Source organism: Actinotalea ferrariae, from assembly GCF_019733465.1.
Lineage (GTDB): Bacteria > Actinomycetota > Actinomycetes > Actinomycetales > Cellulomonadaceae > Actinotalea > Actinotalea ferrariae_A.
In genome coordinates this window covers 1-20662 of record NZ_JACVQL010000129.1, presented here as the reverse complement: position 1 = coordinate 20662, position 20662 = coordinate 1, and the positions used below count along the sequence as shown (strand labels likewise).

At 74.9% G+C, this 20662-nt stretch carries 18 protein-coding genes; 11 read left to right on the top strand and 7 right to left on the bottom strand.

The features are described from left to right. Positions 1-64 precede the first annotated feature (64 nt). A complete protein-coding gene (locus ICW40_RS11110; RefSeq protein ID WP_221653889.1) occupies positions 65-1339 on the bottom strand; it encodes a DUF418 domain-containing protein in 1275 nt (424 codons plus the stop codon). A 171-nt stretch (positions 1340-1510) separates the two neighbouring features. Here ICW40_RS11110 and ICW40_RS11105 point away from each other — a divergent pair, with 171 nt between their 5' ends. The 3 genes from ICW40_RS11105 to ICW40_RS11095 all read left to right on the top strand — a co-directional run bounded on the left by ICW40_RS11105 (position 1511) and on the right by ICW40_RS11095 (position 3693). Continuing rightward, positions 1511-1948, top strand: a complete 438-nt coding sequence (locus ICW40_RS11105) for a YdeI/OmpD-associated family protein (RefSeq protein WP_221653888.1) — start codon at positions 1511-1513, stop codon at positions 1946-1948. Between the two features lie 138 nt (positions 1949-2086). Continuing rightward, positions 2087-2461 (top strand): VOC family protein, encoded by a 375-nt coding sequence (locus ICW40_RS11100; protein WP_221653887.1) that lies wholly within the window; start codon positions 2087-2089, stop codon positions 2459-2461. Between the two features lie 167 nt (positions 2462-2628). After that, positions 2629-3693: a hypothetical protein gene (locus ICW40_RS11095; RefSeq protein WP_221653886.1), complete on the top strand. Its 1065-nt coding sequence runs from the start codon at positions 2629-2631 to the stop codon at positions 3691-3693. Positions 3694-3781: 88 nt separating this feature from the next. Here the strand turns inward: ICW40_RS11095 and ICW40_RS11090 are convergent, their stop codons facing one another. Continuing rightward, positions 3782-7039: a SpoIIE family protein phosphatase gene (locus ICW40_RS11090; protein WP_221653885.1), complete on the bottom strand. Its 3258-nt coding sequence runs from the start codon at positions 7037-7039 to the stop codon at positions 3782-3784. 108 nt (positions 7040-7147) lie between these two features. Continuing rightward, entirely contained in the window at positions 7148-7444 is a 297-nt protein-coding gene (locus tag ICW40_RS11085) for a hypothetical protein (RefSeq protein ID WP_221653884.1), read from the bottom strand. Between the two features lie 227 nt (positions 7445-7671). Here ICW40_RS11085 and ICW40_RS11080 point away from each other — a divergent pair, with 227 nt between their 5' ends. The 5 genes from ICW40_RS11080 to ICW40_RS11060 all read left to right on the top strand — a co-directional run bounded on the left by ICW40_RS11080 (position 7672) and on the right by ICW40_RS11060 (position 14183). Continuing rightward, positions 7672-9255 (top strand): glucose-6-phosphate dehydrogenase, encoded by a 1584-nt coding sequence (locus ICW40_RS11080; protein ID WP_221653883.1) that lies wholly within the window; start codon positions 7672-7674, stop codon positions 9253-9255. Positions 9256-9339: 84 nt separating this feature from the next. Next, positions 9340-10341 carry a LysR family transcriptional regulator gene (locus ICW40_RS11075; protein WP_221653882.1) on the top strand — a complete coding sequence of 334 codons (1002 nt, stop codon included), beginning with the start codon at positions 9340-9342 and terminating at the stop codon, positions 10339-10341. Between the two features lie 87 nt (positions 10342-10428). Continuing rightward, positions 10429-11919, top strand: coding sequence for a S1 family peptidase (locus tag ICW40_RS11070; RefSeq protein WP_221653881.1), 1491 nt, complete (start codon positions 10429-10431; stop codon positions 11917-11919). Positions 11920-12126: 207 nt separating this feature from the next. Beyond that, positions 12127-12612, top strand: a complete 486-nt coding sequence (locus tag ICW40_RS11065) for an NfeD family protein (protein WP_221653880.1) — start codon at positions 12127-12129, stop codon at positions 12610-12612. Between the two features lie 95 nt (positions 12613-12707). Next, positions 12708-14183, top strand: a complete 1476-nt coding sequence (locus ICW40_RS11060) for an SPFH domain-containing protein (RefSeq protein WP_221653879.1) — start codon at positions 12708-12710, stop codon at positions 14181-14183. 65 nt (positions 14184-14248) lie between these two features. Here ICW40_RS11060 and ICW40_RS21560 read toward each other — a convergent pair whose 3' ends face one another. Then, positions 14249-15952, bottom strand: coding sequence for a nuclease-related domain-containing DEAD/DEAH box helicase (locus ICW40_RS21560; protein WP_221653878.1), 1704 nt, complete (start codon positions 15950-15952; stop codon positions 14249-14251). Between the two features lie 382 nt (positions 15953-16334). Here ICW40_RS21560 and ICW40_RS11050 point away from each other — a divergent pair, with 382 nt between their 5' ends. Both ICW40_RS11050 and ICW40_RS11045 read left to right on the top strand, forming a co-directional pair. Continuing rightward, positions 16335-16520 (top strand): antitoxin, encoded by a 186-nt coding sequence (locus ICW40_RS11050; protein ID WP_221653877.1) that lies wholly within the window; start codon positions 16335-16337, stop codon positions 16518-16520. Between the two features lie 2 nt (positions 16521-16522). Next, positions 16523-16984 (top strand): hypothetical protein, encoded by a 462-nt coding sequence (locus ICW40_RS11045; protein ID WP_308121748.1) that lies wholly within the window; start codon positions 16523-16525, stop codon positions 16982-16984. Positions 16985-17151: 167 nt separating this feature from the next. Here the strand turns inward: ICW40_RS11045 and ICW40_RS11040 are convergent, their stop codons facing one another. Both ICW40_RS11040 and ICW40_RS11035 read right to left on the bottom strand, forming a co-directional pair. Beyond that, on the bottom strand, positions 17152-17658 hold the full coding sequence (locus tag ICW40_RS11040; protein WP_221653876.1) for an SAM-dependent methyltransferase: 507 nt from the start codon (positions 17656-17658) through the stop codon (positions 17152-17154). A gap of 21 nt (positions 17659-17679) precedes the next feature. Then, positions 17680-18453 (bottom strand): purine-nucleoside phosphorylase, encoded by a 774-nt coding sequence (locus ICW40_RS11035; protein ID WP_221653875.1) that lies wholly within the window; start codon positions 18451-18453, stop codon positions 17680-17682. Between the two features lie 363 nt (positions 18454-18816). Between ICW40_RS11035 and ICW40_RS11030 the strand changes: the two genes are divergently transcribed. Then, on the top strand, positions 18817-19299 hold the full coding sequence (locus ICW40_RS11030; protein ID WP_308121747.1) for a hypothetical protein: 483 nt from the start codon (positions 18817-18819) through the stop codon (positions 19297-19299). Between the two features lie 88 nt (positions 19300-19387). Here the strand turns inward: ICW40_RS11030 and ICW40_RS11025 are convergent. Further along, a partial coding sequence (locus tag ICW40_RS11025) for an SbcC/MukB-like Walker B domain-containing protein (RefSeq protein ID WP_308121746.1) occupies positions 19388-20662 on the bottom strand: 1275 nt, incomplete at its 5' end.

Genomic DNA, 20662 nt, shown 5'->3' with positions numbered 1-20662 from the left:
TACTCGTTGCATCGGCCGCTTGAAACCGCCCGAACGTGTCGGCCACGTTCGCTCCACTTCGCGGTCAGGGGTGGCGGGTGCGGCCGTAGGTGAGGCGGCGGAGGAGTGTCTCGAACGGGCCGCGGCGGCCCGCGCGGTCGAGGAGCACCATCGCGACGAGGATGACGAGCCAGGTGCCGATCGCGAACGCGTACGACGCCGCGGTCCCGAGGTCGTCGCCGAGGCCGAGGCCCCACATCGACAGCACCGGCGCCATGATCAGCGACTGCGCGAGGTAGGCCGTGAGCGACCGCTCGCCGACCGCCGCGAGCAGCCGCGGCACGCCCGTGCGGCCGCGCTCGCGCCACCGCACCGCGAGCAGCGCGAACCCGCAGATGTAGCCGGCGCCCATGAGCAGGCCGCTCGTGCTGTGCAGGGTCCACGCCGCCGCGCCCAGCGCGCCGTCGAGCTCGATGACCTGCGCCATCTGCAGCGCGAACGGCAGGTTGGCGACGACGTTGACGACGACGGCGACCAGCAGCACCTTCCGGAGGCCGGCCACGTGCTGCTCGGGGTGCTGGAGCCAGCCCCGGCGGTGCAGCCAGAAGCCGACGACGACCGGCGCGATGAACCCCAGGACGAACGAGGCCAGCACGCTGATCACCGCCGCGCCTGCGCCGAGAGCCAGCTGCTCGAGGTACGTCGTGCCGGGCGCGGTGTTGACGCCCGCCTCGCCCGCGGTGAACAGGTCCGCGATCGGGCTCAGCACCAGGACCAGCGCGAGCACCTCCCAGATCACCAGGCTGACCCAGAACCAGCGGCGCAGGGACCGGTCCGACTTGTTGACCAGCACGAGCGCGATGAGCCCCGTCGCGCCGTACGCGGCGAGGATGTCGCCGAGGAACAGCAGCACCGCGTGCACGACGCCGAACGCGATGAGCCACCCGCTGCGCCGCCGGAGGGCGCGCCGGATGCCCGCCTGGTCCACACCCCGCCCCGCCATGCGCCACGCCATCATCGCGATGCCGAACCCGTAGAGGATCGCAAACATGGGCCGCGCGCGGTCGGCCACGAACCACGACTCCACGAACAGCGCGGCCCGGTCGACCGTCGACATGCCGGTCTCGCCAAGGTTCTCGTCGACCGGGTAGCCGTAGCGGTGGAGGCCCACGTTCGCGATGGCGATCAGGAGCAGCATCGCGCCGCGTCCGATGTCCGGTGCGAGCGAACGCTCCGCCCGGCTGACGGGCGGCGGCACGGGCGGCGTCGTCGGCTGCGCGTACTGCGGTGGCGGCGCGTACTGCGATGTCGGCGCGTACTGCGGGGGCTGCGCGTACGGGCTGGGCGGCGTCGAGGTCATGCCACGGAAACTAGGCCCCAACCCCATCGCGGGGCATCGGTCGACCGGCCGGTCGTCGCCCCCCGCCTCGTCCTCATGACCGAGGCCACGCGCCGCCGCCCGCGCGGCTCTCGCGCTCGCTGGTGACCTCGCGTCACCATGTGACGCCAGGTCACCAGCGAAGGAGCACCGATGCGCTACCGGACCACGATCCTGCGGGGCAAGACCGGGACGACGACGGGCATCGAGGTCCCGCCCGAGGTCCTCGCCGCGCTCGGCCAGGGCAGGAAGCCGCCGGTCGTCGTGACGGTCGGCGGCCACACCTACCGGAGCACGGTGGCGACCATGGGCGGGGTGTCGATGATCTCGCTCAGCTCGGCCAACCGCGCCGCCGCGGGCGTCGAGGGTGGGCAGGAGGTGGAGGTCGAGGTCGAGCTCGACACCGCCCCGCGCACGGTGGACGTCCCGGAGGACCTCGCCGCCGCGCTCGCGGACGGCTCGGCGCGCGAGGCGTTCGACCGGCTCTCGTACAGCGCCCGCAAGGCCCACGTGCTGGCGGTCGAGGACGCGAGGACGCCCGAGACGCGGCAGCGCCGCATCGCCGGCGTCGTCACGAAACTCACGGCCTGACCCGCCGTCGGCGCATCTCGCGCTCGCTGGTGACCTCGCGTCACCATGCGACGCCAGGTCACCAGCCAGGCCTGCTGGCCGAGCACGGAGGACCGCGGGCCCTTGCCGGTCCTCGCCGGTCGGGCGTTCACTGGGCCGATGGCCCTCCGGATCGCGCAGTGGACCCTCGACGTGCACGACCTGGACCTCATGGCGGCCTTCTGGTCCGCCGCGCTCGGCTACCGCGTCGACCGCGGTGACGACGCCGGCGCCAAGCTCTACCCGCCCGACGACGCACCGCCCGACGTGCTCACGGTGTGGCTCCAGCGCGTCGACGAGCCCAAGCGGGACAAGGTGCGCGGGCATCCCGACCTGCGCCCCGCCGACGGCGACGTCGACGCCGAGGTCGAGCGCCTGCTGGGCCTGGGCGCGCGGCACGCCGACGTCGGCCAGACCGACGACGACCCGTTCGTCGTCCTCGCCGACCCCGAGGGCAACGAGTTCTGCGTGCTCCGCAACGAGCCCCGCCGCTGAGCCCGTCGTCGGCACGTCCCGGTCCTCGGACGTGGGGGCGACGCGGTACCACGAGGGGGTGAAATCGGGCGAGGTGGTCGCCGCGCCCCCCGCCGATGGCGGACGATCCTCCCGGGAGCGGCCGAGCCGCCGCCCCTGTTCTCCCTTGCCGCCAGACCGGAGCTGACATGACGCACCCCCAGAACCCGGACCCCTCGCAGGTCCCCGGCGCCGTGCCGCCGCCGCCCTACGGGCAGGCGCCGCAGCCGGCGTACACGCCGCAGTCCCCCCAGTACGTGCCGCACCAGCCCGGCCAGCCCGACCCCAACATGTACGCGGCGCCGCAGGGCGGCCAGCCGGACCCGAACATGTACGCGCCGCAGGGCGGCTACTACGGCGCGCCGACGCCGAACAAGACCAGCGGTCTCGCGATCGCCGCGCTCGTCGTCGGCATCCTCTCGCTCGTCTTCTCCTGGGTCCCGATCGCGGGCGCCATCGGCGGTGTCGTGGCGATCGTGCTCGGCATCGTCGCCATGAAGAAGGTCACGGCGGAGGTCGGCGGCAAGGGCCTCGCGCTGGGTGGCCTCATCACCGGCGCGCTCGCGTTCCTCATCGGTGTCGCGGTCACGATCGTCATGTTCGTCGCGATCAACGAGGCGAACCAGGCTGTCGACGAGTTCAACGAGAGCATGGAGGAGCTCGAGCGCGAGGCCGGCGTCGTCACGGAGGACGAGTCGACCGACACCGGCACGACCGACGAGACCACCGAGGACGAGGCCGCGGGCGAGGAGACGACCGAGGACGCGTCCGGCGCGCTCGGCACGCGCGAGAACCCGGCGCAGCCCGGGGTCGACGTCATCACGTTCTCCGAGGGCTCGCAGCCGCTGTGGGAGATCGGCGTCGCCGCCGCGAACTGGGACGCGTGGTCGGTCGTCCAGGCCGAGAACCAGTTCAACTCCCCGCCGGCCGCGGGCAACGTCTTCGTGATGCTCCCGGTCACCGCCACCTACCAGGGCCCCGAGACGGGCTCGACGTGGGAGATCGGCGTCAAGTTCGTCGCGGCGGACGGCCGCAGCTTCGAGCAGGCGTACAACGTCATCCCGAACGACCTCGGGAACGTCTCCGAGCTGTACCCGGGCGGCGTCGGCACGGGGAACCTCCTGTTCGAGGTCCCGGCGGACGCGGTCGCGGGCGGCACGTGGGCCATCGAGGCCGGCTTCATGTCGGACACGATGTTCTTCGCTGCTCTCTGAGCAGCACCACCGCCGCTCCCTGAGCGGCAGCAGCGGCCGTCGGCCGCGTCCCCGGACGCGGCCGGCGGCCGTTCGCATGCCCGGCCCGTCAGGGCGCGACGGTGACCACGAGCAGCGCGAGGTCGTCGTCGCGCGACTCCGGGCCGAGCTCGGCCACGATCGCCTCCGCGAGCTCGTCCGACGTGCCGCCGCCCTCGGCGCGCACCACGCGGACCAGCCGCTCGACGCCGACGTCGATGCTCTCGCCGCGCCGCTCCACGAGGCCGTCGGTGTAGAGCACGAGCGTCGTGCCGGGCGTCAGCACGAGCATGCGCTCGGCCCGCGGCGCCGTCGGGTCGAGCCCCAGCAGCAGGTCGGTCCGGTCGTCCACGAGCCGCACGTCGCCGTCGGGCGTCCGCACCAGCGGCGCGAGGTGCCCCGCGTTCGACCACCGCAGCCGCCACACGTGGTCGGCGCGGTCCTGCGCCGACTGCTCGAGCCGCCCGAGCACCGCGGTCGCGAGCGTGGCGAGCTCGAGCCCGTGCATCGCGGCGTCGAGCCGCGTGAGCTGCGCGGCGGGGCTGCTGTGGCTGTCGTAGGCGATGCCGCGCAGCAGGTTGCGCACCTGGCCCATGAGCGCCGCGGCCTTGCGGTCGTGCCCGCTCACGTCGCCGACGACGACGAGCGTCGCGCCGCTCGAGGTCACGAACGCGTCGTACCAGTCGCCGCCGACCTTCGCCTGCTGCGCCGCGGGCTGGTAGCGCACCGCGATGTCGAGGCCCGGCGGCCGCGGCGGCCTCGTGAGCATGCTGCGCTGGAGGGTCTCGGACAGGCGCTGCGCCTCGGCGGCGGCGACCCGCTGGGCCTGCGTCGCGCGGATGCGCTCGAGGGCCTGCGCGAGCTGCGCGGCGAACGCCTCGAGCACCTCGAGCTCGTCGGGCGAGACGTGGTGCTCGTCGGTCCACGCGACGCCGAGCGAACCGATGGTCTGGTCCTGGAGGCGCAGGGGGAGGAACGCCCAGGACGTCCGGCCCGAGTCCTCGTAGGCCCGGTCCATCGGGGCGTAGAAGGCGGCGGCGGAGGCGCGGGTCGGGAGCAGCAGGCGCGTGCCGGTCCGCGCGCACCACGCCGCGGGCCAGCGGCTGTCGCGCGGCAGGTGCACGCCGGTGGTCCGCTCGCCGTCGGGCAGCGTGCCGCTCGCGCTCACGCGCCATCCGCCCTCGGGGTGCTCGGTGGCCACGCAGCCGCCGTCGGCGCCGAGCGCGCGCAGCCCGTGCCCGACGACGACCTCCTCGAGGTCCGCGACCGTCTCCGCGCTCGTCAGCTGGAACGCCGCCGCCGCGAGCGCAGCGAGCCGGCGTGCGGCCACCTCCTTGGCCTCGACCGCGGCGGCCAGCTCACGGGCCCGCGCGTAGAGGTCGCCCTGGACCTCGTCGAGCCGGCGACGCCACACGTCGTCGCGCTCGGCGTCGCTGCTCCCCCGGCCCTGGACGAAGTCCGTGACGTCCTCGGCGCGCTGTGCGACGAGGACGGTGCGGCCGTCGTCGCCGAGCACCGGGATCGAGATGAGCGACCAGTGCCGCTCGACCACGCCGCCGTGCACCAGGTCGGGGATGTCGTAGCGCTGGAGCGGCATCGTGTCCGGGCGGCCCGTGTCCCGTGCGCGCTCGAGCGACCGCTGGATGCGTGAGACGCCCGTCGCGTCGAGCGCGTCACGCGTGGGTGGGAACAGCTCGAAGACGTCGCGGCCGACCAGCTCCTCGCGCGTGCGGCCGACGGTCCTGAGGTACGCGTCGTTCGCCTCGACGACGACGAGCTCGGGCGACATCACGAGGTACGGCGTGAGCAGCGAGCGGAACAGCCGCACGTGGTCCACGTCGAGCGGTGCGGCGCTCCGCGCGGTCGGCGGTGCCACGGCGACGGGCTCGATCCAGGCGAGGTAGAGCGGCCGCCCGGTCGCCGACGACGACGGCTCGATGAGCAGCCGGCACGCGATCTCGGTGCCGTCGGAGCGCCGCACGGGGAGCAGCAGCGGGATGCCCAGCGAGTCCGTCGCGCCCGTGGTGAGGTGCCGCATGAACCCGGCGACGTAGGCCTCGCGCATGCGCGGCGGCAGCAGCGCGACGAAGCGGCGTCCGACGAGGCCGTCGGCGTCCCAGCCTGTCGCGTCGGCGAGCGGACGGCTGACCGCGACGATCCGGCTCCGCTCGTCGACGACCATGACGCCGCGCACCGAGCCGCGGACCATGTCGAGCACGGGGTCGCTCACGGCCTCGCGCAGGGCCTGGCGCACGAGCGCGCGGATCGCGTCGCCCGCCGACGCCGGCACGTCCGGACCCAGGTCGGTCGCCTCGAGCTCGAAGCGCTCGTCGTCGAAGCCCGCCCAGCGCGCGGGCGCCGCGCCGTCGAGCTGCGCGACGACCTGCCCGCAGAGCCAGTCCCGCAGGGCGACGACCTCGGCGATCCCCGGTCTCGCGAGCAGGCGGCCGGTCCGGGCCAGGTGCTCGGCGACCTCGAGCGTGTGCTGCATCGCGCTGAACGCGTGGCCGGCGTCCACCGGCACGGTGATGTCGACGTCGACGGGTGCGGGCGCCCACGACGGGAGCGAGGCCCGGTCCTCCGACGGGGCGGCCCTCCCGGACTCGTGGTGCGCACGGTCGATCGCGGCGACGACGGACGGGACGAGGTGCGCCCGCGCCTGGTCGGCGGCCCGCGGGTCGGCGCCCGCGAGGTCGTGCGTGGCCGCGTACAGGACGAGCTCGCGCAGCAGCGTGTCGTGGTGGTCGCGCGCCGCCATCCACAGCATCGGCGGCAGGCCGAGCAGGTGCACGGTGCGGACGTCGACCCCGTCGGCGGCAGCCGCGTCGGCCGCCGTGGCGACGACGAGGTCCTCGACGTCCCAGGCGGCGAGCGCCTCCTCGGGCGTGCGCGGCCGGTCGCCGCCGACCGTGAACCACAGCGTCTTCCCGCCCGGACCCGCGTCGACGACGCCGTGGTCGTCGCTCACCGCGGCGACGAGGGCCAGCCCCCGGCCCGTGGTCGCGTGCGTGTCCTGACCGCGCTGCTCCGGCAGTGCCGGGCTCGTGTCCCGCACCTCGACGCGCACCTCGGCGCCCACGGCGACGACGACGTCGACGTCGGTGTGGGCGTGCAGCACCGCGTTGGTCACGAGCTCGGTGCAGGCGAGCTCGGCCGCGTCCGCGCAGTCCGGGCGGCCCTCGGCCGTGAGCACGTCGCGCAGCCACCGGCGGACCCGCTCGGCGCTCGCCGGCTCGGGCGGGAGCGTGAGCGTGCGCCGGGGCCTCGGGACGGCGCGCCGGGTGGCGTCCGGCCCGGCCGGGACCGCGTCGCTCGCCGTCGAACTCACGGGCGTCACGGTACGCAGCGGGGGGACGCGGCGCGCGCCGCCGCACCCGCCGTGCGCCGGACGGGTGACGTGGTCGGGCGGCACGTCAGCGCGCGGGTCGAGGACTGGTCAGACCGGCCCGCCGGAGGCGCGTCCCGGCCCCCCGGAGGCACGCCGGACCAGCTCGCACATCTCGTGCGCGGACATGATCGTGGTGTCCTTCTCGGCCAGGTCCCACACGAGCGGGTCCAGGATGTGCCCGTCCGCGCGCTCCACGAGGAAGTCGCCGGCGCCAGACCCGGTCGCCTGCACGCGCGTCGCGAGCGGCGTGAGGTGCCACGTGACCGGGTACCCGCGCAGCGGGTGCGTGCCGTGCAGCACGGCCGAGGCGCCCACGGTCCTCGTCGGTGCAAGAGTCCTGGTCATGGCTACCTCGCCGGTACGGTGCCGCGCCCCTGCGCCGCTCTACCCCTGAGGATCGGCACGGGGCGCCGGACGATGACTCGTGAAGCGGGTGAATGTGTCCCACGTCACACTGACGCGTCGCGCCGGCCGCCGTGGTCACGCGTCCGGGCGCCGGCGCACCGCCTGGGCTGCGGGGTCACGCGCTCCGACATAGCGTCGAGGCGCACCCGCGACAGGAGGCCGCACCGATGAGCTCGCCCGACAAGCGCAGCGAGACCCCGTCCGCCACGCCGTCCACGGCCGGTGACGCGCCCTCAGGCGGTGCGCCGCTGATCCTCGTGCTGCACGGCGCGCGCGGTGACCTCTCCCGGCGGCTCGTGCTCCCGTCGCTCGCGACGCTGCACCGCCGCGGCCTGCTGCCCGACCGCTGGGCGCTCCTGGGCACGGGCCGGGAGAAGATCACGCGCGAGGAGTTCGTCGAGCACGTGCGCGGCTCGCTCGCCGAGTTCGCGCACGAGGGCACGGACGACGACGACGTCGAGGCCATGACCCGGCACTCGCGCTTCACGGACGAGGTCAAGGCCGACGACGGCGGCGGCCTGCCCGAGGCGCTCGACGAGGTGCGCCGCGAGCTCACCGAGTCGGACGACCTCGCCGACGGCGACGCGGAGCCGCCGCAGCACCGGCTCGCGCCCGAGGACGTCGTCGTCGTGCACTACCTCGCGATCCCGCCCCAGGCCTTCGCGCCGCTCACCGAGGCGATCGGCGCGCAGGGCCTGAACGTCGGGCCCGACGGCCGGCGCGAGACCGTGCGCGTGGTCTACGAGAAGCCCTACGGCACGTCGCCCGAGGCCTTCCGCGAGCTCGACGCCGTCGTGCACGACGTGCTCGAGGAGGACCAGGTCTTCCGGATCGACCACTTCCTCGGCAAGGAGGCGACGCAGAACCTGCACGTCGTGCGGTTCGCGAACGAGCTGTTCTCGAGCATCTGGGACCGCCACCACGTCGAGCAGGTCCAGATCGACGTGCCCGAGACGCTCGACGTCGCGCAGCGCGCCGAGTTCTACGACGCGACCGGGGCCGCGCTCGACATGGTCGTCAGCCACCTGTTCCAGGTCGCCGGGCAGGTCGCGATGGAGCCGCCGCGGCACCTCGCGGTGACCGACCTGGTGCGGGCGCGCGAGGACGCGATCGGCGACTTCCGCCCGCTCGACCCCGTGAACGACGTCGTGCTCGGCCAGTTCGAGGGCTACGGGGACATCGAGGGCGTGCGCGACGGGTCCACGACGGACACGTTCATCGCCGCGCGGCTGTGGATCGACAACGAGCGGTGGCGCGGCGTGCCGTTCCTGCTCCGCACGGGCAAGCGGATGGCCGAGTCCGAGCAGCGCGTGACCCTCGTGCTGCGCCGCGACCCGATCCACCTGTTCGGCGACGAGGTGCCGTCGAGCTGGATCAGCCTGTCCCTCAAGGGCGACGGCGCGATCGAGATCACGACGGCGGTCAAGCAGCCGGGGCCGGACCTCGACCTCGCGCGCGGCACGGCACGGCTCGACCTCGACGACGTCACGCCCGGCGAGCCGCTGCCCGCGTACGCGTCCCTGCTGCACGACGTGCTCGAGGGCGACCGCACGCTGTTCACGACGCCGATCGGCCTCGAGGCCGCGTGGCGCGCGTTCGAGCCACTGCTCGGCGACGACCGGCCCGACGTCCAGCCGTACGCACCGGGCTCGTGGGGCCCCGAGGCCGCCCACGCGCTCGCCGAGCCGCACGGCTGGGTGTGCAACATGCGCGCCGAGAAGCGCCGGGCGCGGGAAGCGGCCGCCGACTGAGAGCGGGGAGCGTCGTGGGCCGTGGGCGCGCGACCACCCCGGCGCGCCTCGACCGCACGCGACCGGCGTGCCGATAATCCGCGGATGGAGCTCGAGCTGCGGCACCTCCGCCTGGTCGTCGCCGTCGCGGAGTCGGGGAGCGTGACGAAGGCCGCGGCGTCGATGGGGCTGTCCCAGTCAGCGCTCACCGCGCAGCTCAACCGCATCGACCGCACGCTGGGCGCTCAGGTCTTCACGCGCGACCGGCACGGCGCCCGCGCGACGCCGCTCGGCGAGCTGCTGCTCCGGCACGCGCGCGTGGTGCTGCCCGCCATGGACGTGCTCGTCGACGACACGCGTCGCCTCGTCCACCACGACACCGGCACGTGCCACGCCGTGCGCGTCGGCACCGCGGGCACCGCGATCGCCGGGCTCTTCGTCAACCGGGTCCACGCTGCGCTGGACGACACCGCCGTGACCCCCATGACGTCGTGGTCGGTCGAGGCCACGGCCGCGCGGCTCGCGGCCGGCACGCTCGACGTCGCGCTCGTCGGGACGTGCGGCGGCTCGCCGCCACCGGGCGACGCGAACCTCGTCTGGACCGAGGTGCGGACCGACCCCGTGTTCGTCGTCGTGCACGACGAGCACCCGTTCGCGCGGCGCGGGTCGGTGCCGCTCGAGGACCTGGCCGAGGAGGTGTGGCTCGCGGCCCCCGGCGACGGCTGCTTCGAGCGGTGCTTCGTCTCCGCGTGCGCGCGGGCGGGGTTCACGCCGCGCGGGCTCGGCGAGCAGGAGCGCGCGGCGGCGTTCGACCAGGTCCGCGGCGGTCACGCGGTCGCGCTCGTGCAGCCCCTCCAGCTCGACGCTCCGGGCGTGACCGCGCTCGCGATCGACGGCACGCCGCTGCGGTGGACCCAGCTCCTCGGGTGGCGCGAGGACGCGGCGGACCGGCTCGACGTCGGCGCCGTCCTCGACGCGGCCCTCGGCGCGCACGAGGAGGCCGTGCGCCGCTCCCCCGCGTACGACGCCTGGCTCACCGCCGGCGCCGTCGGCGGCGCGAGCACCGGCTGGGACGCGCGCGGCGGGGGCCATAACGCCGCCGTATGACCCGTTCGGTATCTCCGCCGGTCGTCCCCGCCGGTCCTAGCGTGCCCCGCATCGGGGTTCACCCGAACGGAGCAAGGGGGACAGGACATGAGGACGACATCAGTCGCACGGGGCCTGGCCGCGGCCACGGCCTCGGCGACGCTGCTGGCCGGGGCCTTCGCGACCCAGGCCGCGGCCGCACCACCCGACGACGCGGCCGGTGCGGCGCCCGCCGTCGAGAAGCTCGCACCGGGCCTCCTGCGCGCGATGGAGCGCGACCTGGGGCTCGACGCGCAGGAGGCGCGGCAGCGCCTGGCGTTCCAGGACGACGCGGCGGACACGGGTACCGCGCTCGAGCAGGAGCTCGGCAGCGACTTCGCCGGCAGCTGGGTGGCCGAGGACCAGGACGTGCTCTACGTCGCCATCACGGACGCCGCCGACGCCGCCGCCGTCCAGGCCGAGGGCGCGACAGCAGTGACGGTCGACCACACGCTGGCCGAGCTCGACGGGTGGGCGACGACGCTCGACACCGCGCTCGTGGGCCAGGGCGACGTCGTCGGCTGGCACGTGGACGTGACGACGAACGACGTCGTCGTGAACGTCGCGCCGGGCGCGGAGCAGGCCGCGGCCGACGTCGTCGCGGCGGCCGGGGTGCCGGCCGACGCCGTCACGTTCGTCGAGACGGCTGAGGCGCCGCGCACGTACGTCGACGTGATCGGCGGCAACGCGTACTCGATCGGCAGCAGCCGCTGCTCGATCGGGTTCTCGGTGGCCGGCGGCTTCGTCACCGCGGGCCACTGCGGACGCACCGGGGCGACGACGTCAGGCCCGAGCGGCACCTTCGCCGGCTCGAGCTTCCCGGGCAACGACTACGCGTTCGTCCGCGTCGCGGCGGGCAACACGCCGATCGGTGCGGTCAACAACTACTCCGGCGGCCGGGTGGCCGTCGCCGGGTCGACGGCCGCGCCCGTCGGCTCGTCCGTGTGCCGCTCGGGCTCGACCACCGGCTGGCACTGCGGCACGATCCAGGCGCTCAACGCGTCCGTCTCGTACTCGCAGGGCACCGTCTCCGGCCTCATCCGCACGAACGTGTGCGCCGAGCCCGGCGACTCCGGCGGCTCGCTCCTCGCGGGCAACCAGGCGCAGGGCGTCACGTCCGGCGGGTCGGGCAACTGCCGCACCGGCGGCACGACGTACTTCCAGCCCGTCAACGAGATCCTCGGCGCGTACGGGCTCACGCTCGTCACGAGCGACGGCGGTGGCGGCAACCCGCCCCCGCCGCCGGCCGGGTGCACCGGGTACGCCCGCACGTACACGGGGTCGCTCACGTCGGGCGCCCAGGCGGTCCAGCCCAACGGCAGCTACCTGACCGTCAGCCGCTCGGGCCAGCACCGGGCGTGCGTCGCGGGTCCGTCGGGCTCCGACTTCGACCTCTACCTGCAGAAGTGGAACGGACGGGCCTGGAGCACGGTCGCCCAGGGCACGTCGCCGGGGGCCAACGAGACGATCACCTACTCCGGGACGTCCGGCTACTACCGGTACGTCGTCCTGGCGTACTCGGGCTCGGGCGCCTACACGCTGGGCGGCACGACGCCCTGACGCACGGCGAGCGCACGACGGAGGCCCGGGCCGCACGGTCCGGGCCTCCGCGCTGCGCCGACCCGGCCCCTGCGCTGCGCCGTCCGGCGTCCGTGCTGCGTCGGGATCAGCTCACGGAGGTCACCCCCATGCCACGACGGCGCCCGATAGGGTGCCGCCAGGAATCCCGCGGGCACACCGCGACACGAGGGGACGAGGCAGCGACGCATGGTCATCTTCATCGTCATCGGCGGCCTCGGACTGCTCCTCCTGCTCGTCGCCCTCCCGCTCGGCGACGTCTTCGAGCTGGGCGACGGCGCCCTCTCCGGCACGTCGCTCGGCGCGGGCGCCCTCGCCTTCGGCGCGATCGGCGCGATCGTCACGGCGAACGGCCTGCCGACCGGCTGGGCCTACGTCGCCTCCGCGGTGTTCGCGGTGCTCACCGTCGTGGGCGTGCAGGCGCTGATCAAGCGACTCAAGGCGACCGAGGACGGTCAGCCCCGCACGCTCACGGGCGTCCAGGGCGTCGTCACGTCGACCGTCGCGCCCGGCCGCGGCGGGGAGGTCAGCCTCGACGACGTCCGCGAGCTCGAGCGGCGCCTCGCGTGGGCCGACGTCGAGATCCCCGAGGGCACGCGCATCGTCGTCGTCGAGCAGTCCGGCGGGCGGGTCAAGGTGAGCCCCGCGGGCGGCCCGGCGGCGCCCACCGACTGAACCGCGCACCGACGGACGCGCCCCCCGCCTGACACGACCCACCACAGACCCGCACCACCCACCGACCGGGAGACCGACCTGTGAGCCCCTTCCCCATGACGTCCGACATCGTGACCGTGATCGGAGTCGCCGCCCTCGTGCTGGCGGTCGTCGCGATCGTCGCGTTCATCGCCAAGCGGATCCGCCGCGTCCCCCCGAACGAGGCGCTCATCATCGTCGGCCGCGGTGCGGGCCGGGCCGCCGCGACCGAGGCCGGCCAGCGCGTCGTCGTCGGCGGTCGCGTGTTCGTCTGGCCGATCCTGCAGCAGGGCTTCCCGATCTCGCTCGAGCAGCGCCAGATCGGCATCACGGTCGAGGGCGTCGACAAGAACCGCATCAAGATCGCGATCAAGGCGTCCATCAACTTCAAGGTCCGGGGCGACGAGGAGGGCGTGCGCCGTGCCGCGCAGCGCTTCCTGTCCCAGCAGGGCACGCTCACCGAGATCATCAAGGAGTCCCTCGAGGGCTCGCTGCGCTCCATCGTCGGCGACATGACGATCGAGCAGATCATCTCCGACCGCAAGGGCCTCTCCGACCGCGTCGTCGAGTCGACGAAGATCGACCTCGCCGAGCAGGGCCTGCAGGTCGACCTGCTCAACATCTCCGACATCTCGACGCCCGGTTCGGACTACCTCGCCAACCTCGGCCGCGCCGAGAACGCCCGCGCCCGTCAGGTCGCCGAGGTGTCCGAGGCCGAGGCCCGGCGCGCCGCCGAGTTCGCCGTGATCGAGGCGGCCGAGCAGATCGCCGAGCGGCAGAAGGCGCTCGACCTCAAGCAGGCCGCCATCAAGGCCCAGACGGACCGCGCCAACGCCGAGGCGGAGGCCGCCGGTCAGCTCGCGCGCGCCGAGCAGGACAAGATCGTCGCCGCGCAGCAGCGCGAGGCGCTCGCCGAGCAGGCACGCGTGACCGAGGAGCAGCTCGACATCGACGTCCGCAAGCCGGCCGAGGCCGCCGCGTACGCCGCCGTCCAGCAGGCGACCGCCGAGCGCGACGCCGCCAACGCCGCGACCGAGGCCGACGCCTACAAGCGGACCACGATCGCCCAGGCCAACAAGACGGCCGCGATCCAGGACGCCGAGGCTAACGCCGAGTCCGTCCGCCGCGCCGGTGAGGCCGAGCGCGACCGCCAGCTCGCGCTCGCTGCGGCCATCCGGGCCGAGGGCGAGGCGCGCGCCGCCGCGATCGAGGCCGAGGGTCGCGCCGAGGCCGCCGCCACGGACGCCAAGGCCGAGGCGCTGAAGAAGTACGGCCAGGCCGCCATCGCGCAGGAGGTCATCTCGCGCCTGCCCGAGATCGTCCGCGCCGCCGCCGAGCCCATCGGCTCGATCGCGAACATGACGGTCATCTCGACCGACGGCGCGTCGGCGATCACGAAGAACGTGGCCTCGGTGCTCGGCGAGGGCCAGGAGGTCGTGCGCCAGCTGACCGGCCTCAACCTCTCGGAGCTCATCTCGAGCGTCGCCGGGGTCAACGGCGGCTCGAACGACGGCTACGGCCGCACGACGCCGCCCCCGCCGCCGCCCGCGTGACCTCGTGACGCGTCTTCGGTGGACGGGGCGCCGCGAGCCCCGTCCACCGGAGACGGGCGACGTGCTCAGGCGCCCGGCGCGCTGACCCCCAGCGGGCAGGGCGCCCACGGCTCCGCCTGGTGCAGCCGGATCGAGACCGCCGTGCCGCCGACCTCCTCGACGAGGGCACGCGGCCCGACGACGACGAGCAGCGCGCGGGCGCGGGACAGGCCGACGTAGAGCAGCTCGCGCGCCCGCTGGACGTCGCGGAAGCCGTTGACCGCCAGCACCACGACCTGGCGCTCGAGGCCCTTGAAGCCGAGCACGTGGCCGTAGAAGACGTCCTCCTCGTCGAGGAAGCCGTCCCAGTAGTGCTGCCACCCGCCGACGTCGACCGCGTTGCGCTGCTCGGGGTGGCGGTGCTGCGTCGTGAGCAGGGCGATCTGCCCGGGCTCCCAGCCCTCGTCCAGGAGGGCCTCGACGACGTCGTCGGCCGCGGGCACCGCGCCGTCGACCGTGGCCTCGACGAGGCGCACGGGCTCGCCGACCATGCCGCGCGGACGGACCTCCTCGTGCGAGAGGCTGCCGAAGAGCTGGGCGATCCGCTTGGTGCTGCGGATGTTCTCCTGCAGCGTGAACGGCGGCAGGTCGATCGGCACGTGCCCCTGGCGCGGGAAGACGCGCTGGGCGTCGTCCATGAAGACGTAGAGGCCGCCCTCGGGGCCGTCACCCCGGGCGCCGCCGTGGCGCAGGCACGCGAGGAGCGCGGGCCACCACAGCTCGCCGAAGTCCTGCGCCTCGTCGACGACGACGGAGTCGAAGAGGCTTCCGGGGTGCCGCGCCGCCGCGAGCTCGCCGAGCCGCAACGGCAGGCGACGCTCCCAGTAGTCGGAGTCGTCGTCCTGGCCGGGCTCGGCGCCCCAGCGGACCGGCAGCTCGTGGAAGAGCCCGACGAACGCGGGGCGCTCACGCACCGGCCACTCCTGCGTGACCCGCTCGAGGAACCGCGCGAGGCCGCGGCTGTAGCAGACGAGCGCGACCCGCTCCCCGGTGCGCGCGAGGCGACGGGCCTGCGCGAGCGCGAGCCACGTCTTGCCGCTGCCCGCGCCGCCGACGACGCGGATGCGCCGCTGGTAGCGCAGCAGGTCGAGCACGTGGGCCTGGTCGCGCGTCATCTGCTCGACGCGCTGGTCGTGCTCGGCCGCGGCGACGAGGTGGTCGCGCTGGCTCGGCAGCGCGCCGGCGACCAGCGCCTCGAGGCTCGCGAGACCCTCGTGCGTGAGCGGCCGCTGACCGCCGCCCAGGTCCTCGATGGCGCGGCGCACACGCAGGCCGAGGCCGACGAGGTCGTCGTTGTCGATGACCATCTGCCGAGGGCAGTCCGGCGCCTCCCAGTCCTGGGGGACGCGCACGTTGGGGAACGCGACGAGCTGGACGCAGCGCGCCTGGGACGCGGGGCTGCGGTGCTGGCCGAGGTAGCGGCGGAGCATGTGCCGCGCGTCCTGCACCTGACGCACGGGGTCGATGCGGTGTGCCGTGTCCGCCGGGCCCTGCCACCAGCCCTCGGCGTCCCGCACCACGCGGCCGCCCTTGACCTCGATCACCGCGAGGCCGACGCCGGGCCACGCCACGAGCAGGTCGATCTCGCCCTCGCGGCTGCCGAGCTGCAGCGGGACGTGGTGGAACAGCGCGGCGTCGTCGGGCAGCTGGTCACGCAGGTCCTCCCACACCCGACGCTCGGCGCGCGTGGCGTCGTCGAAGTCGGGCTGGACGGGGAAGAGGCGGGGCACAGGTCTGCTTTCGGCCGATTCGTCGGGTCGCTTGAGGGATCAGCGGGTCGAGCGGGCCGGGTCGGCGGCGTCGGCCAGGTCGTCGGTCTCCTCGAGCACGCGCCGGACGAGCTCGAGCACCTCCACGGTGATCGGGACCATCATCGCCTCCCGCCGGCCCTGGCGCGGGCCGTTCGTCTGGACTGGACGTCTGCACTGAACTCCCTGCATCGGTCCGCCCGCGGCGATCTTGACCGCGGTGACGGCGCTTCACCCAGGGGTTCACCCTCTGCCGCCGACCTGCCGCCCGCTCCGGTTGCCGCGCCCGGGTCGGGGCCGTAGGCATGGGCGAGGCGTGCGCCGGCGCTGTGCCCGGCGCGCGCGACCCGGAGGAGGGATCGAGATGGGCATCGGCGACATGGTCGGCAAGGCGCGCAAGGCGCTCGACGGCAACGAGGACAAGGCGCAGGACGCGCTCGACAAGGCGGCGCACGCGCTCAAGTCCCGCACGGACACCCCGACGGACGCACGCATCGACCAGGTGGTCGCCAAGGCGAAGGACGTCCTGGAGCAGGAGAAGAAGCGTTGAGCGTGGGCGCCGGGGCGGTGGGTCCCGCGGACGGACCCGACGCCGAGCACCTGCCGCCCGACGGCGTCGACCAGGCGACGGTGGACGCCGTCGGGAAGCTCACGGCGGCGCTCGAGATCGTCGAGGAGGCGCGCGGGCGGCTGTACGGGTTCCACCGGCTGACGGGGAACGCGGACAACGACCTGCTCGAGGCGCTCGACGCGCTCGAGGAGGCGGGGCACGGCGCGCTCGCCCAGCAGATGCGTGAGGACCTGCTCGGGAAGAACGTGGTGAGCCGGCGGTGGACGTTCCAGGTCGTCGAGGACTACGACGACACGTACTGGGAGCCGTTCCGCGCGTGGGAGCGCCGCGTGCGCGACGAGCTGCTCGAGGGCCGGCGGCACGTGTACGAGGCGCGGCTCAAGGAGGAGCGCCGCACGCACGGGCGGCCGGGTCATGAGGCGCGCCCGGCCGACGGCGAGTGACGCCGCGCCGGGTGTGACCGCCGGGCGTGCGACCGCCGGGCGTGTGACCGCCGACGGTGGGCGGGTCGCATCGACGTCGCGGACGTCGCGCCCCGCGTGGGCCGGTGCGTCCGGCATCGGGCGTGTGCCCCGACCGGGACGGTGCGGTGGCCGCCGGGCCGGCTCGCCTAGGGGTGGTGGGCCGTGACGAGCAGCAGGGCGTCGTCGCGCTCTGCCGACGCGGCGAGGCCGCCGGCCTCGAGCGCGCCCCTGACGGCGGCGGCGACGCGGTCGAGCGACGCCGCGTCGGGCGGCTCGAACACCAGGAGCGCGCGACCGTCGGGGGCGAGGAGCTCGCGGATCCGGCGCACCTCCTCGGTCGCGGGTGCGGTCCAGAAGACGTTCACGTTGACGGCCAGGACGCGGTCGAACGGGTCCTCGCCGTCGAGCTCCGCGAGCGTGCCCTGGCGGATCGTGAGCCGACCGGCGGCGACGTGCTCGGCGTTGCGGGCGAGGGCCCGCTCGACGGCGGTGGCGGAGCGGTCGACGCCCACCACGTGACCGTCGGGCACGCGGTCGCACAGCAGGCCGAGGGAGACGCCCGGGCCCGGCCCGATCTCGAGCACGCGCGCGTCGGGTGGCGGGTCGAGCCGGGCGATCGCCGTCGTGATGCGGTGGGGGACACGCTCGGTCATGGACTCGGCCGTCCGCCTTCGTCAGGCCGTGGCGAGGGCCGCCAGGCCGAGCGCGACCGCGCGGTCGAACAGCAGCTCGCGGTCCGCGGCGGGCAGCGACGCCTCGCGGAACAGCAGGTCGGAGATCGTGCAGATCGCGAGGGCCTGCCCGCCCTCGGCGTCGGCCGTCGCGTACAGCCCCGCCGCCTCCATCTCGACCGCGAGGGTCCCGTGCGCGACGAGCCGCTCGTCCGTCGCCTTGCGGTCGGCGTAGAAGGCGTCGGACGAGAAGACGGCGCCCACGTGCACCGTCGAGCGCGCGACCCGCCGTCGGCGGCGGCTGCCCGAGGCGGGCTCGGGCGGCGGGGGCGTGGTGCCGGGACCGACGCCCGCCGCCACCGCGGCCGCCGCCGCGAGCGCGAAGCTCGGCGCGTGGCTGTAGTGCACGCCGGGGATGCGGCCGGCGGTCATCGCGGAGTCGGTGTGCGCGGCGCTGGCGATGACGACGTCCCCGAGCTCGAGGTGGGGCGCCATGCCGCCGGCCGTGCCGATGCGGATGATGCGCTCGACGCCGAAGAACCGGAACAACTCCGTGGCGTAGATCGTCATCGACGGCATCCCCATGCCCGAGGCCATGACCGACACCGGCCGGTCCTCGAACGTCCCGGTGTACCCGACGATCCCGCGAACCTCCGTGACGAGCCGCGCGTCGGAAAGCACGGTCTCGGCGATGCGGGTGGCGCGGCGGGGGTCGCCGGGCATGAGGACGTCGGGTGCGAGGTCGCCGGGCTCGGCGGTGATGTGCGGCGTCGCCATCCCTCGACCCTAGCGACCCCCTGAGACCCCGTCCGCCGCCCAGCTCCCGCCGTCCGTCGCCCGCCCGCTCCCGGCCCGCGTCGTCCTCCCGCGCGGCTCCGCAGGGCCGAGCCGAACCGTCCGTGCGGCCGATGGTGCTCGTGGTGCTGGCGTGACTGATGCGAATCACAGGCGTCACAGCGGCCCCAGCCGTCCCATCGCCCGCACCGACGGACGCGCGCTCGCCATGAGGGCGTGCCGCGCCGCTCGATCTCCACCCCCGGCCGTTCGAGCAGCCGGCGCGATGGCCCGGTGGGTCGGTGGCCTGGTGGGCCTGCGGGAGGCGACCTACGCTGGGAGGACCTCGCTGACGAGGAGCCCGCCGTGGTTCAGACCGTGCTCTGGATGGTGCTCCCCGCGGTGGTGTGGAGCGCGCTGGCATGGACGGTGCTCGACGACCCACCGCGGTTCTGGACGCGCGCACGGGAGGCCCGGCGCCGTCGGCGCGAGACGCGCGTCGCCCTCGCTGCGCCGCAGCCCTCGGGCGATCGGACCGGCAACCCGGTCGCACGGCGTGACGCGCCTGCGCAGCCGCCGCCCGACCCCTTCGACGTGCTGACGGTCCAGGTGCAGCTCGGCCGGGTCGCGGCCCAGATGCGGGCGCTCGAGGCCGACCCGCGCGCGTGGGCGCGGGCGCGACGGCTGTTCGCCGCACAGGCCGCGTACGACGCGCTCCTCGCCGAGGCGTGCCGGCTCGCCGGCGTCCCGGTCACGCAGGAGTGGTCGCCCGAGCCCTGGGGTCCGACCCGGGAGCCCGAGCGCTTCCGCGAGGAGATGGAGCTCGCCTCACGCGGCTGGTCCTGGTGACGCCTCGCGCGGCTGGTCCTGGTGACCCCTCGCGCGTCTGGTCCTGGTGACGCGGGGGACGGCAGCCCGCCCACGCGACGCATGCCCGTCAGGCGCGGACGGCCAGGGTGCTGGTGCCGTCGGGGTGGCAGCGGACCTCGATGCGCTCGGCGATGGACTGCTTGAGCGCGTCGACGTGGCTCACGACGCCGACGACGCGGCCCCCGTCGCGCAGGCGACCGAGCTCCGCGAGCACGACCTCGAGCGTCTCCGGGTCGAGCGACCCGAAGCCCTCGTCGATGAACAGCGTGCCGAGGTCGATGCCGCCCGCCTCCGCGGTCACCACGTCGGCCAGCCCGAGCGCGAGGCACAGCGAGACGTAGAACGTCTCGCCACCGGAGAGCGTGCGCGGGTCCCGCTCCGTGCCGGTGCGGTGGTCGACCACCTTCATCGCGAGGCCCGTCCGGCGGCTCCGGACGGCCTCCCGCTCGTCGCTGCGGACGAGCGCGTACCGGCCGTCGGACATCGTGCCGAGCCGCGCGTTGGCCGCGGCGACCACGTCCTCGAACCGCCGCATGAGCACGTACGTGGCCAGGGTCAGCTGCTTGGCGTTGTCACCGCCGCTCGCGGCCGCGACGTTCGCCATCCGGACCACGGGACCCGCCTCGGCGTGCGCCGCGACCTGACTCTCGACCGCGGTGTCGAGCTCGCGCAGTGCCGCCGTCGCCGCCTCGGCGAGGTGTGCCGCGCGCGCCGCCTCGCCCGCGACGAGGGTCGCCGCCGCGTCGGCCTCGGCGTGGGCGGAGGCGAGCGTGTCGAGGTCGACCTCGACCGCCTCGGGGAGGGCGGCGAGCTCGGGCTCCTCGAGCGCGGCGCGCACGCGCGTCACGGCCGCGTCGTGGGTCGCGACCTGGTGCTCGAGCGCACGCAGCGCGGCCCGGTCGAGGGCCGCGGCCCGGACCGCGTCGGCGTCCTCGAAGTCGTGCTCGACCAGGGCGCCGGCGAGCTCGCCGAGGCGCGCCTCGTGCACCGCGCCCGCCTCCTCGAGCCGCACCAGCGCGTCCACCCACGTCTCGAGGTGGGTGATGCGCTTCTCGACCGTCCGCAGCCGGGTGCGCACCGAGTCCGCGCCGTCCCGGGCAGCCTCGATCTCGACCTCGGCCAGCAGGAGCGCGTCGCGCATGGCCTCGAGCGACGCGCGGCCCTCCGCGATCTCCACCTCGCGGCGACCCAGCATCTGCGTCGCGCGCGCCGTGTCGGCGTCGAACGCCACGAGCGCCGCCTCGAGCTCGACGAGCCGGTCGCGCGCCGCCTCGGCGTCGCGCACCGCACCCTGGGCGGCCGTCAGCTGCGCGTGCACCTCGTCGGCCGTCCCGCCCGCGGC

Bases quoted from the DNA above. Each gene is read 5' to 3' on its own strand.
- ICW40_RS11110 (WP_221653889.1), bottom strand. From the start codon at position 1,339: ATGACCTCGACGCCGCCCAGCCCGTACGCGCAGCCCCCGCAGTACGCG.
- ICW40_RS11105 (WP_221653888.1), top strand. From the start codon at position 1,511: ATGCGCTACCGGACCACGATCCTGCGGGGCAAGACCGGGACGACGACG.
- ICW40_RS11100 (WP_221653887.1), top strand. From the start codon at position 2,087: ATGGCCCTCCGGATCGCGCAGTGGACCCTCGACGTGCACGACCTGGAC.
- ICW40_RS11095 (WP_221653886.1), top strand. From the start codon at position 2,629: ATGACGCACCCCCAGAACCCGGACCCCTCGCAGGTCCCCGGCGCCGTG.
- ICW40_RS11085 (WP_221653884.1), bottom strand. From the start codon at position 7,444: ATGACCAGGACTCTTGCACCGACGAGGACCGTGGGCGCCTCGGCCGTG.
- ICW40_RS11080 (WP_221653883.1), top strand. From the start codon at position 7,672: ATGAGCTCGCCCGACAAGCGCAGCGAGACCCCGTCCGCCACGCCGTCC.
- ICW40_RS11075 (WP_221653882.1), top strand. From the start codon at position 9,340: ATGGAGCTCGAGCTGCGGCACCTCCGCCTGGTCGTCGCCGTCGCGGAG.
- ICW40_RS11070 (WP_221653881.1), top strand. From the start codon at position 10,429: ATGAGGACGACATCAGTCGCACGGGGCCTGGCCGCGGCCACGGCCTCG.
- ICW40_RS11065 (WP_221653880.1), top strand. From the start codon at position 12,127: ATGGTCATCTTCATCGTCATCGGCGGCCTCGGACTGCTCCTCCTGCTC.
- ICW40_RS11060 (WP_221653879.1), top strand. From the start codon at position 12,708: ATGACGTCCGACATCGTGACCGTGATCGGAGTCGCCGCCCTCGTGCTG.
- ICW40_RS11050 (WP_221653877.1), top strand. From the start codon at position 16,335: ATGGGCATCGGCGACATGGTCGGCAAGGCGCGCAAGGCGCTCGACGGC.
- ICW40_RS11040 (WP_221653876.1), bottom strand. From the start codon at position 17,658: ATGACCGAGCGTGTCCCCCACCGCATCACGACGGCGATCGCCCGGCTC.
- ICW40_RS11035 (WP_221653875.1), bottom strand. From the start codon at position 18,453: ATGGCGACGCCGCACATCACCGCCGAGCCCGGCGACCTCGCACCCGAC.